The 13,205-nt window shown below is 37.7% G+C and carries 10 protein-coding genes and 1 riboswitch; of the genes, 9 read left to right on the plus strand and 1 reads right to left on the minus strand.

The features are described from left to right. Positions 1-205 precede the first annotated feature (205 nt). Entirely contained in the window at positions 206-904 is a 699-nt protein-coding gene (locus HMPREF3182_RS00860) for a response regulator transcription factor (RefSeq protein WP_062484953.1), read from the minus strand. Between the two features lie 678 nt (positions 905-1,582). On the opposite strand from HMPREF3182_RS00860, the gene HMPREF3182_RS00865 reads away from it, so the two are divergent. The 9 genes from HMPREF3182_RS00865 to nifJ all read left to right on the plus strand — a co-directional run bounded on the left by HMPREF3182_RS00865 (position 1,583) and on the right by nifJ (position 13,151). Next, on the plus strand, positions 1,583-1,747 hold the full coding sequence (locus HMPREF3182_RS00865; protein ID WP_007392986.1) for a DUF362 domain-containing protein: 165 nt from the start codon (positions 1,583-1,585) through the stop codon (positions 1,745-1,747). 178 nt (positions 1,748-1,925) lie between these two features. Continuing rightward, complete coding sequence (guaB, locus tag HMPREF3182_RS00870; RefSeq protein ID WP_007392982.1) at positions 1,926-3,383, plus strand: IMP dehydrogenase; 1,458 nt, start codon at positions 1,926-1,928, stop codon at positions 3,381-3,383. Positions 3,384-3,398: 15 nt separating this feature from the next. Further along, a complete protein-coding gene (locus HMPREF3182_RS00875) occupies positions 3,399-4,130 on the plus strand; it encodes a WecB/TagA/CpsF family glycosyltransferase (protein WP_062484955.1) in 732 nt (243 codons plus the stop codon). Between the two features lie 9 nt (positions 4,131-4,139). Beyond that, the gene (locus HMPREF3182_RS00880) at positions 4,140-4,778 is read left to right on the plus strand and encodes a phosphatidylserine decarboxylase (protein WP_007392947.1); all 639 of its coding nucleotides are present in this window, start codon (positions 4,140-4,142) and stop codon (positions 4,776-4,778) included. Continuing rightward, positions 4,775-5,449, plus strand: coding sequence for a CDP-alcohol phosphatidyltransferase family protein (locus HMPREF3182_RS00885; RefSeq protein ID WP_007392960.1), 675 nt, complete (start codon positions 4,775-4,777; stop codon positions 5,447-5,449). The genes HMPREF3182_RS00880 and HMPREF3182_RS00885 overlap by 4 nt, the downstream gene beginning before the upstream one ends. Positions 5,450-5,470: 21 nt before the next feature. Further along, a complete protein-coding gene (locus HMPREF3182_RS00890; protein WP_007392938.1) occupies positions 5,471-6,718 on the plus strand; it encodes a glycosyltransferase family 2 protein in 1,248 nt (415 codons plus the stop codon). A gap of 12 nt (positions 6,719-6,730) precedes the next feature. Continuing rightward, the gene (gene surE, locus HMPREF3182_RS00895) at positions 6,731-7,492 is read left to right on the plus strand and encodes a 5'/3'-nucleotidase SurE (protein WP_062484957.1); all 762 of its coding nucleotides are present in this window, start codon (positions 6,731-6,733) and stop codon (positions 7,490-7,492) included. A 116-nt stretch (positions 7,493-7,608) separates the two neighbouring features. Further along, a riboswitch (glycine riboswitch) is annotated at positions 7,609-7,697 on the plus strand. 97 nt (positions 7,698-7,794) lie between these two features. Then, positions 7,795-9,183, plus strand: coding sequence for an alanine/glycine:cation symporter family protein (locus tag HMPREF3182_RS00900; protein WP_007392934.1), 1,389 nt, complete (start codon positions 7,795-7,797; stop codon positions 9,181-9,183). Positions 9,184-9,617: 434 nt separating this feature from the next. Beyond that, complete coding sequence (gene nifJ, locus HMPREF3182_RS00905; RefSeq protein ID WP_007392991.1) at positions 9,618-13,151, plus strand: pyruvate:ferredoxin (flavodoxin) oxidoreductase; 3,534 nt, start codon at positions 9,618-9,620, stop codon at positions 13,149-13,151. The last annotated feature ends 54 nt before the right edge of the window (positions 13,152-13,205 follow it).

The following is a 13,205-nucleotide window of genomic DNA, read 5'->3' on the forward strand; positions in this document are numbered from 1 at the left end:
AAAGAGTACCGATATATCGGTACTCTTTTTTTTACATTTTCAATATAGTAAGAGCGATTTTTTTGAGATAAAAATGTGACGATAGTTAGCAAATATAATGTATATAATATAAATTATGATGAATAAATGAAAAAATAAAGATTACATAAACGCATAATAGAATAAAAAAAAAGAGATATCTTTTAGAGATATCTCTTTTTTCTATTTACTGTGTTATAAAAATATAGCCCAATCCACGTATTGTTTTTAAATTGTCAAAATTATCGATTCTGGTTAATTTTTTTCGAATATTGCCTATGTAGACATCAATAATATTTGAGGTTGTGTCTTCAGCACAATGCCAAAGGCTTGCTAATATTTGTTCGCGGGATAGGATGCGATTTGGATGTCGGATGAAATAATATAATAGGTTGAATTCAGTTTTGGTCAAAGGGACGATTTGGTTTTTAAAGAACACTAATTTTGTAATGGGATTAATTTCAAGGTTATTTACACGGATAGTTGCGTCGTCAGAGAGAAGACCATCTAATAGCATAAATAGACTTCGAATACGAGCTACCAATTCTTTTATACTAAAGGGCTTAATAAGGTAGTCGTTAGCACCAGCACTAAATGCTTCTAATTTCATATTGAGATCATCTACGTGAGATATGACTATTATGGGTACTTCATAGTGGGAGCGTAATTTTTTACAAAATTCAATTTCGCTGATACTTTTTTTCTGCATATCAATGATGAATAGGTTACAGTTTCCGATTAACATATAATCAGAAACTTCTTTACGCGTGTCTAAACAGACACAGTGATAATTATTTAGCTCTAGTTCAGCTTTGATGCCACTTGATAATTGTGCACCTAATTCAATTAATAAAATGTTTCGTTTACATGATTTTTGGCTTTTCATAATATCCTCCTAATTAAAAAATAACGACAACAATAATATAAAAATTGAATTCTTTATATATTATAAGGAATTTAATTACAAAAAATAAATGATTTATATAAATTTATTAATACGGAATAAACATATAGAAAAGATGAAAAATGATAAAATATACAGAAAACAGACTTGAAAAAATTTAGAATTATTTTATCGAATCTTAATAAAATTGTAACATTATCATGGTATTATATTTTTGATAATAAAATTATCATGGGAAACAAAAAGCATATCAACTCATTCCTCTATATGAGTTCTCCCCCCTAAGATGTCTTTTTGTTTCCAGCATGTATCATCCCGATACACAAAAAAGACCAGCTTAGAGCTGGTCTTTTTTGTGATAAGCATGTACATTGTTAGTCATTTCTATTAATTTAAAATGATAATCAATTATCATAATAAAAAAGATGAATTCTATTTTTTCATAGGTCTATATTATGCGAATTATATGGAATATTGCAATAAAAAAGAACAAAAATAATATTTTTTTTGAAAACCACCATTAAAAAGCCTGCAAACATAGTAAAATAGCATGGTTATGCTAAATGTTTGATAGGTTGACTTTTTTTTACTTTCATGCAATAATGAGAACGTTCAAGAAAGCCTATTTCTTGAGTTAATATGTATTTGGAGGTGAATAACATGCATGTTATTTCTGATGAATGTGTAATGTGTGGTTCTTGTGCTGCTACCTGTCCTACGGGAGCTATTGAAGAAGGCGATAGCAAATATGTAATTGGTGATGCTTGCATTGATTGCGGTGCTTGCGAATCTGTTTGTCCTACAGGAGCTATTTCAGCTGAATAAGATTTTTTAATGATAAGGGAGACACAATTGGTGTCTCCTTTTTTTGTATATATAATTTGGGTACAAAATTATTTATATTTTTGGTGTACAGAACGGGTGATTTCGTCTATAATAAAAAATAAGCTATTTTAAGGGAATATTCCCACTTTGGTTAATTTTAGGTATAGAGGTGCAGAGAATGAGATCTGATAAATTTGGTATGAGAGGATTAACTTTTGATGATGTATTGTTGGTGCCTGCTAAGTCGGATGTATTACCAACAGAGGTGGATGTATCTACTAATTTGACAAAGGACATTAAATTAAATATCCCTATTATGAGTTCTGGTATGGATACAGTGACGGAAGCTCCAATGGCTATTGCGATTGCTCGTGAAGGCGGCATTGGTGTTATTCATAAAAACATGTCTATTGCAGCCCAAGCACGTGAAGTAGATAAAGTGAAACGTTCGGAGCATGGAATTATTATTGATCCTATTTTTTTAAATCCAGATAATCTCTTAGCGGATGCTAATGAATTAATGGGAAAATATCGTATTTCTGGTGTACCCATTACGGTGGAAGGAAAATTAGTGGGCATTATTACGAATCGTGATATGCGCTTTGAAGAAGATATGAATCGACGTATAGGCGATATTATGACTTCAGAAAAATTAGTAACAGCTCCCGTAGGAACATCTTTAGCAGAAGCAAAAGATATTTTACGTTATCATCGTATTGAAAAATTGCCATTAGTGGATGGAGAAGGAAATTTAAAAGGGTTAATCACGATTAAAGATATTGAAAAAGCACATAAATATCCCAATTCTGCAAAAGATTCTAATGGTAGATTACGAGTAGCAGCGGCGGTAGGTGTTACGCATGACATGATTGATCGGTTAGATGCCTTGGTTAGTGCAAAAGTAGATGTAGTGGTTATTGATACCGCACATGGACATTCGATGGGTGTGTTAAAAACATTAAAAGAAATTAAAAAAGCTTATCCGCATGTCCCTGTTATTGCGGGTAATGTGGCGACTGGAGCGGCTACGGAAGCGTTAATTGAATGTGGTGTAGATGCAATAAAAGTAGGGATTGGACCAGGATCTATTTGTACGACGCGTATTATTGCTGGTATTGGTGTGCCCCAAATTACAGCGGTTTATGAATGTGCTAAGGTGGCACAACGGTATGGTATTCCTATCATTGCCGATGGTGGTATTAAATATTCTGGAGATATGGCAAAAGCGATAGCGGCTGGTGCAAATGTCGTTATGATGGGTAATTTATTGGCAGGAACAGAAGAAAGTCCTGGGGAAACAGTTATTTATCAAGGGCGTAGCTATAAAGAATATAGAGGTATGGGATCATTAGCTGCTATGGAAAAAGGTAGTAAGGATCGTTATTTCCAAGAAGATTCTAAAAAATTAGTGCCAGAAGGTATTGAAGGACGTGTACCTTATAAAGGACCGGCGGCTGATACGATATTTCAAATGGTTGGTGGCTTGAAGGCGTCTATGGGATATTGCGGTTGTCATACGATTACAGAAATGATTGATAAAACACAATTTATTCAAATTACAAGTGCTGGTTTGAAAGAGAGTCATCCGCACGATATTAATATTACCAAAGAAGCACCGAATTATAGTATGAACTAAAAGACGGAGGTTGCCGTGATTAGTAAGATTCATATTTTATCAATTCCTATTGCTAATGTCTCAAGGACAGAAGCTTGTCAATGGGTGTTTCAGCAGCTTGAAAAAGGAAAGTCAGCGATGATTGCAACGGCAAATGCTGAGATGGTGATGCAAGCACAGCAGAACGAAGTGCTAGCCACCATTTTACAGCATGCTGATTTAGTTGTTCCTGATGGGGCCGGTGTACTTTGGGCGGCGGAACAGCAAGGTAAGCAATTTAAGGAACGTGTAACAGGAGTTGATTTGGCGTGTATGTTGCTGGCAGAGGCGGCTGCACGCCAAACGCCTGTTTATTTGTTAGGAAGTGCCGAAGGTATTGCCCGACAAGTGGCTAGTAATGTAGAAAATAAGTTTGGAGCCGCCTTTGTTGTGGGGACCCATTCGGGATTTTTTACCTCGGCGGAAGAGAAAAAAATCATAGAGGAGATAAAACGGAAAAAAGCAAAATTAGTATTTGTGGCGTTAGGAGTACCGAAACAAGAAATTTGGATACAGGAGCATTTGAGTCAATTGGAAAATTGTGTGTGTATGGGTGTAGGTGGTACGTTTGATGTATTGGCAGGAAAAGCAAAAAGAGCACCGCACTGGATGCAACAAAATCGTTTAGAGTGGTTATATCGGCTGTATAAAGAGCCAACACGATTTAAACGAATGCTATCACTGCCTAATTTTGTGATAGCAGTTAAAAAGCAACAACGGAATAAATGAGGTGATTTTTTGAAGAAACCGTATATTATTCCAGATGGATATGGTATTATCGGTATAGTGTTTATCCTTGCTATATTAGGAGGATATTTTATATCTCTTTATGTAGCAGTTATTCCCTTTTTACTAGGGGTGTATTTACTCTATTTTTTTAGAAACCCTGCACGTACTATCACGGCGGCTGCCAATGAATTAGTTTCGCCGGCAGATGGTACAGTTATGGCTATTGAATGGGTACAAGAAGATTCGTATTTTTTTAAAAAGTGTCGAAAAATAGTTGTTTTTTTGTCGGTGTTTAATGTTCATGTTAATCGAGCACCGTTGGCAGGGACTATTGATTTTCAACAATATACGTGTGGTCGTTTTAAGCCTGCTTATAAAGAAGGGGTGGGTTATGAGAATGAACGATACTCTATTGGTATAAACAAAGGCACCCATCGTATCTTGGTTACACTGATTGCGGGAATTTTGGCACGGCGTATTGTATCGTGGGTATCGTTGGGAGATAGGTTAGATCATGGTCAGTTATATGGCATGATTAAATTGGGGTCTTGTGCAGAAATTTATGTGGACGAAGATGTAGACATTTTAGTTCAAATCGGAGATAAATTGCGCGGGGGTGAAACCGTTATTGGGAGGTTTATATCATGAAAAAAGTAATTCCGTGTTTATTTACGTCAGGAAATCTTGCATTTGGTTTACTTAGTATGATTATGACTTTACATGGTGCCTATACATGGGCGGGGATTTGTATTTTGATTGCCATGTTTTGCGATGCCTGTGATGGTCGTGCAGCAAGAGCGTTAGGTGTAGCAGGAGAGTTTGGTAAAGAATTAGATTCTCTTTCGGATGTGGTTTCTTTTGGTGCAGCAGCAGCATTTTTGATTTATGGTTATTCATTACAGCAATTAGGCTGGTGGGGTGTGATTCCACCTATCATATATGCAGCGTTGGGGGGAATCCGACTAGCTCGGTTTAATTTGAATACAGGGGTAGTGCATGGATATTTTCAAGGGATGCCTATACCTAACGGTGGTGGGATTATTGCCATGTATGCTATTTCTGGTGTACAGTTATCGCCAGTGTTAATTGCCGTTTTGGTCATTTTATTAGGCTATCATTTAGTAAGCAATGTACATAATCCGGATTTTAAAGGCAAAAGTCCCGATACATTACATGTAGCTGCATTGATTGTTGCTGTGTTTATCGGTATAGTTATCCTAGTAGGCGTGGATTGGCATTTAGTTTTTATTATGCCCTTTTTTCTTTATATCATTTTTGGTTTAGTAAACACAGCTATCAATTGCATCAGCACAAAGTAGCAATTTTTAGGAGTAAATAGCATGGAACATGTGTTGGATATCATGATGATACCCGTTCAGGTGATCATTGTAATTTTTACTTTGTATTATTTTATATTAGCGCTATTTGGTTTGTTTAAGCGAACGGAACAGCGTATGATGCCACCTACACATACTTTTGCGGCAGTTATTTGTGCACATAATGAAGCAGCAGTAGTGGGCGAATTACTTGATAATTTAAATACGCTGCATTATCCTCGCCATATGTATGATATTTATGTTGTGGCAGATAATTGTAACGATAATACGGCAGAAGTATGCCGGCAACATGGAGCGTGTGTATATACTCGTACGAACGAACAACAAATCGGCAAAGGATTTGCTTTAGATTGGATGTTTTCCGCTCTATTAGCACAAGAAAAACAGTATGATGCATTTGTTGTATTTGATGCGGATAACTTAGTTCATCCCGAATTTTTACGTGAAATGAATAATCATTTATGTCATGGAGAAAAGGTAATTCAAGGATATATGGATTCAAAAAATCCTACCGATACTTGGATTGCTGGTACTTTTTCGATTGCTTTTTGGTTAATTAATCACATGTGGCATCTGGCAAAATACAACATCGGCTTATCGACAGCATTAGGTGGTACAGGTATGTGTATCGCTACAGATATTGTCCGGGCTTATGGTTGGGGGTGTGACTGTTTAACGGAAGACATGGAATTTTCTATGAAAATTTTGTTGGAAGGTGTGCGAACTTGTTGGGCTCATGATGCGATTATTTACGATGAAAAGGCACTTACATTGAAGCAATCTTGGCATCAACGTAAGCGGTGGGCACAGGGGCAATGTGATTGTGCATGTCGTTTCATTCCTCGTCTTTTTGGAAAAGGGATTCGCACGGGGAATATTCGTATGTTAGATGGTATTTTAACGTTATCGCAGCCGTTTTTTATGATGATGTCGACTATTTATGCGATATTGTCTTATGCAAACGGGTATTACGCCTTTTATACGAATATTTTATATCAAATTGTACCCTTACAAATGTGGTCTGTTATTGGTGTTATTCAGTATTTGATTCCATTTATTGTATTATTGCGTATTAAAGTGCGTATAAAGTCGTGGTTATATTTAATTGTGTATCCGATTTTTATGTATACATGGATCCCGATTACTTTTTTAGGCTTTAAAGATCGTCATAAAATGAAGTGGAGTCATACGTTGCATACACGAGCTGTTACGTATGACAGTGCGACATTATTGCGCAAAAAAAATAAATAAGGAGAAGCATATATGCACATTCTCATAACTAATGATGATGGCGTGCGGGCACCAGGCTTGCAACAGTTAAAAATACAGTTACAGCAATATGGTTATCAGATTTCGGTAGTGGCACCGAATGGACAACGCAGTGCTTCTTCTCATGCGATGACAATAGGTAAACCATTGTATTGCCGGCAATGGGGGCAAGGAGATATTGCTGTTTCTGGAACTCCTGTAGATTGCGTGAAATTGGCAATGGAAAAATTTTTGGTGCATCAGCGCCCACAACTGATTATCTCAGGGATTAATGATGGATTTAATTTAGGGAGCGATGTTCTTTATTCAGGAACGGTTTCGGCTGCCATGGAAGGCCCTTATTATCAAGTGCCCGCGATAGCGGTGTCGATGGAAAAATGGGACGAAACGCGAGGTACAAAGGTAATTTCTGTACTACATGAAGTGATTCAACGATTAATTATCGGAGGTAAATTTCCAGGCATTTTGAATATAAATATTCCCAGCAAAGGGGAAATTTCATGGGATCGAATTCGCTTAGCTACGCAAGCAGTTCAATTATATGATAATGTGATTTTAGAAAAAAAAGATCAGGATAATAGTAGATACTATATCATTGAAGGTGAAGCGGATTTACAAACTGCGATGGTTGGAACTGATATTGATATGATACGGAGTGGATTTATTTCGTTGACGCCATTACAGTGGCAACAAATGGCAACGGGTTCATTTTTAACCATAAAAGAAGAATTACAAAAAAAGACTTGCAATTTATAATTTATTACATTATAATACATACATAATCACATATGTGTGGATGAAGTACACGGGAGAAGGCAATTGCCTGCCGAAGGAGTTAAACTCTCAGGCGTTTTATAAACAGGACCGGGTATGGACACAACTCTGGAGAGTCCCGTATGGGCGCCGAAGGTGCAAGGAATAAAAATTCCAATCTCTCAGGCAAAAGGACAGAGGATAGCATGACCGAATGTTTATATTGGTATGTTGTTTTTTGATCTATCTTCAGAGCTATGCTGATGATAGATTTTTTTATTTTATATGTAAGGGAGTCATGCTATATGGTAGACGTGTTGAAGGGATTGGATAGTTTTATTTGGGGACCACCATTGTTAGTGCTGTTGATTGGGACGGGGGTATTGCTTACTATTCGATTGAAATTGTTACAGATTATTCATTTGCCACGTGCGTTGTCTTTAATTTTTCTTGCAAAAAATAAAGGTAGAGGAGATATTGATAGTTTTAAAGCCTTGTGTACAGCCTTGGCTGCTACGGTAGGAACGGGAAATATTGTTGGGGTAGCGACGGCAGTGCATGCAGGTGGACCGGGAGCTATTTTTTGGATGTGGATTGCTGCGTTTGTGGGGATGGCTACGAAATATGCGGAAGGATGTTTAGCTGTAAAGTATCGCCGCGTTGATAAAAATGGCGATATTGCAGGAGGTCCAATGCATTATATTGAAATGGGATTGGGAAAAAAATATAAACCATTAGCCAATATATTTGCATTTTGTGGTGTATTGGTAGCATTCTTTGGTATTGGTACGTTTGCACAAGTAAATTCTATCGTAGAAATAACGCGTTTGAGTGCGAATATTCCCGTTTTATATACGGGTGTTGTTTTGACGGCTATTGTTGCTATTGTTACGATTGGTGGATTACAATCGATTGCAAGGACCGCATCTAAAATTGTACCGGCTATGGCTATTATATATGTGCTGGCTACAGTAGGATTTTTGATTATGTCGTATGATCGCATCCCTGCGGCGTGTTTGGAAATTATCTACTCCGCTTTTCATCCGACAGCAGCTATGGGCGGATTTTTAGGTGCCAGTGTATTGGTAGCTATGCAAAATGGGGTTGCTCGTGGTGTTTTCTCTAATGAATCAGGGTTAGGGAGTGCACCTATTGTAGCAGCTGCAGCTAAGACAAAATGGCCAGCTGAACAAGGATTGATTTCGATGACGGGAACATTCATTGATACGATTATTATTTGTACGTTGACGGGATTAGTGTTGGTAGTTAGTGGTGCATGGGCAGGCGATTTGAATGGTGCGGCGATGACAAATGCTGTTTTTGAAATGGCCTATCCGATGTGGGGGAGCTTAATCCTTTGTGTGGGATTAGTGCTATTTGCCTTTACTACTATTTTAGGATGGAATTATTATGGTGAACGGTGCATTGAATATCTCGTAGGGATTAAAGGCATTTTACCTTACCGTATTATCTTTATTATCCTCGTTGCATGTGGAACATTTTTAAAATTGGATGTTATTTGGATATTAGCCGATATTGTCAATGGACTTATGGCTATTCCAAACTTGATTGCCTTATTGGGGTTAAGTAGTGTTGTTGTTTTGGAAACGAAAGCTTATTTCTCATTTATTAAAAAGAGAGAAACGCGTCTTCATTCCGTTCATTCGGGTACAACGCTGCAACAAGAAGAGTAAGAAAATACAGATGATACCAAGTACAACAGTAACATGAAAAGGCATGGCTTGTTGGGATAAAAAGGGTAATGTAGTTATATAGCGAAATAGCATTACCTTAATAAAAAAAATAAAAAACACGGTATAGTGAATGGGACTTATTGATTTTCTATTGAACGGTACGCTCATTTGAGATACCGTGTTTTTTTTTGTTTAATATCAGGAAGACGATAAGGATAAATATCTTCTGTTTAAGATGAGAAAAGCAGCTGTATATTATGCTTTTATTCCTTTCGCCATGACCTTTTTTGGGAATTGCATTGTATGGATATAATGAGAAGACAAATTCCTAAAAAGCATAATATATATGCTTTACTTTTATCCATCGTAACTTTATACTTAAGTTAAACGTATAACTTTGTTATTTTGGTATATTTGTACGAAAGGAGTTTTTTATGGCTAAGCAAATTATGAAAACGATGGATGGGAATGAAGCAGCGGCTCATGTAGCGTATGCGTTTACGGAAGTGGCGACGATTTATCCTATTACACCTTCATCGCCGATGGCAGAACATGTAGATGTTTGGTCAGCCAAGGGAAGAAAAAATATTTTTGGGCAAACCGTAAAATTAGTTGAAATGCAATCTGAAGCAGGTGCAATTGGTGCGGTACATGGTGCAGCAGAAACGGGGAGCTTATGTTCTACTTTTACGGCATCGCAAGGGTTGATGTTGATGATTCCTGTTATGCATCGTCTTTCGGGTCAGTTGAAACCAGTTGTTATGCATGTTGCAGCACGTACGGTTGGCTCTCATACGATGTCGATTTTTGGCGATCATTCTGACGTTATGGGCTGTCGTAATACGGGCTTTGCTATGGTCTGTAGTTCCAGTGTGCAAGAATGTGCCGATTTAGCTGCGGTTACTCATTTAGCGGCGATTAAAGGGCATGTACCATTTATGCACTTTTTTGATGGATTCAGAACATCTCATGAAATTCAAAAAATTCAATTATTAGAAGATACGGAATTATTGAATTTAGTAGATCAAGAAGCATTATATGCATTTAAGCATCAAGGCTTAAATCCAGAACATCCAGTTATGCGTAGTACTGTTACTAATCCAGACATGTTTTTCCAAGCACGGGAAGCAAATAACTTATGGTATGATAGATTACCGGCAATAGTACAAGAATACATGGATAAGATTGGGCTATTGACAGGGAGAACGTATAAATTATTTGATTACTATGGTGCACCTGATGCGGAACACGTGGTTGTAGCGATGGGGTCAGCCTCAGGTGCTATTCAAGAAACGATTGATGCGTTAAATGCACAAGGGCATAAAACGGGCTTTGTCCAAGTTCGTTTATTCCGACCTTTCTCGTTGGAACATTTCTTAACTGCATTGCCTGATACGGTAAAAGCAATTACCGTTATGGATCGCACGAAAGAACCGGGTTCTTTAGGTGAACCCTTATATTGCGATATTTGTGCAGCAATTGAACATACGGGTAAACGTATTCCTGTATATGCATGCCGTTATGGATTATCTTCTAAAGATGTACCTCCTGCATCTATTCATGCTGTATTTAATAATATGTGGGAAAAAGAACCGAAAAAACATTTCACCGTTGGCATTTTAGATGATGTTACTCATTTATCTATACAAGATTTACCATTAGCAGTGGATACACAAGGTACGGTAAATTGTAAATTCTGGGGTTTTGGCTCGGACGGAACCGTAGGGGCTAATAAAAACTCAATTAAGATCATTGGTGATCATACGGATATGTTTGTACAGGCGTATTTTGAATATGATACGAAAAAATCTGGTGGAGTTACGAAATCGCATTTACGTTTTGGCCAAAAACCAATTCGAGCTACGTATTATATCAAACAAGCAGATTTCTTGGCATGTCATAAAGAAGCCTATATGCAAACGTATGATATCGTAGGAGAAATTCGGGATGGAGGCACATTTTTATTAAATTGCCGTTGGAGCAAAGAAGAACTGGAAACGCATATTCCTGCAGCGGTAAAGCGGGAAATGGCGAAGAAAAAATTGAATTTTTATATTATTGATGCTTCCGCTATTGCTAAAGAGATTGGCTTAGGTAGTAATCGATTCAATATGGTGCTTCAATCGGCATTCTTTGCACTTTCTCGAATCTTACCTATTGAAGATGCGGTACAGTATATGAAAGAGGCGATTGCTAAAACCTATTTACTAAAAGGCGAAAAGGTTATTGAGATGAATCAGGCAGCTGTAGATCGTGGCATTACGGGATTAGTAAAAGTAGAAATTCCTGAATCATGGGCAACAGCAACAGATTCAGCACCAGTAGTAGAACGAAATGTACCGGATTTTATTAAAAAGATTGTTGATCCGGCTAATGCACAAAAAGGGGATTCCATTCCTGTTAGTGAATTTGTACCGTATGTAGATGGATCGTATCCGTTGGGGACGACTCAATATGAAAAACGTGGTATTGCATCAACGGTACCAGAATGGATTCCAGAAAATTGTATTCAATGTAATCGTTGTGCATTAGTATGCCCGCATGCTTGCATTAGACCGTATTTAGTAGATGCTGAAGAAAAGGCGGCCGCACCAGAAGCGTTTGTTACCAAAAAAGCAACTGGTAAAGATATGGGTCTTTATGAATTTCGTATACAAGTATCGCCGTTAGATTGTTATAGTTGTGATACGTGTGCAAACGTATGCCCTGCTAAAGAAAAAGCGTTAGTGATGCGTCCGTTGGAAACACAACGTCACGAAGATGAAAATTGGCAATTTGCTCAAACATTAGCTCCGAAAAATACAGGGTTGGATAAATTCTCCATTAAGGGAAGTCAGTTTAATAAACCTCTCTTAGAATTCTCGGGCGCTTGTGCTGGTTGTACTGAAACGGCGTATATGAAAATTTTGACGCAGTTATTTGGTCATCGTATGTTAGTGGCGAATGCAACTGGATGTACACAAGCTTGGGGATCGGCTATGCCAAGTATTCCTTATACGACAAATCATGAAGGGTGCGGTCCGGCTTGGTCTAATTCAGTATTTGAAGATAATGCGGAATTTGCGTTGGGCATGGCCTTATCTATGGATCAACAGCGAGATGATTTGCGTTTAAAGACGGAACGATTGGTCGAATTAACTACGGGCGAGCTTCATGATGCAGCCGTTGCTTGGTTAGCTTCGTTAGGAGTTGAAAATGAAGGGGAAATTACAGAACCCGTAAGTCGTGCGTATGTGCGGGCTTTGCAAGGAGCTGAGCTTGAAGGCGAAGCAGAAACATTACGACAATATTTATGCACACATAAGGAACATATTATTAAAAAGACGATTTGGATGTATGGTGGTGACGGCTGGGCGTATGATATCGGGTATGGTGGCTTAGATCACGTTATGGCGATGGATGTTAATTTGAATATCATGATTGTTGATACAGAAGTATATTCTAATACAGGCGGTCAATCATCGAAGGCTACGCCAGTTGGTGCCGTAGCACAATTTGCTTCATCTGGGCGAAAATTTAATAAAAAAGATTTAGGTCGCTTATTGATGACATATGGGCATGTGTATATCGCTCAAATTGCCTTAGGTGCTGATCCTAATCAAATGATTAAAGCGATTAAGGAAGCGGAAGCATATAATGGACCATCTGTTATTATCGCTTATGCACCTTGTATTAATCATGGCTTGAGTTGTGGTATGGGACATGCACAAGACGAAATGAAACGAGCGGTTGATTGTGGTTATTGGCACTTATATCGGTATAATCCATTGTTACGCAAAGAAGGTAAAAATCCGTTCATTCTTGATTCGAAAGAACCAAAGGCCTCCTTCCGCGAGTACTTAATGGGTGAAACGCGGTATGCTGCGTTGACGAGAACATTCCCGGAACTAGCGGAAGAGCTGTTCGTAAAAGCAGAGGAATATGCGAAAGAAAAATATGAAATTTATCGTACGTTAGCAGGAAAATAAAATAGTAATGATAAAAAGTTCCCTTTGGCAGATAACTGAGGGGAACTTTTTTGA

Source organism: Megasphaera hutchinsoni (genome assembly GCF_001553405.1).
In the GTDB taxonomy this organism is placed as follows: Bacteria; Bacillota; Negativicutes; order Veillonellales; family Megasphaeraceae; genus Megasphaera; species Megasphaera hutchinsoni.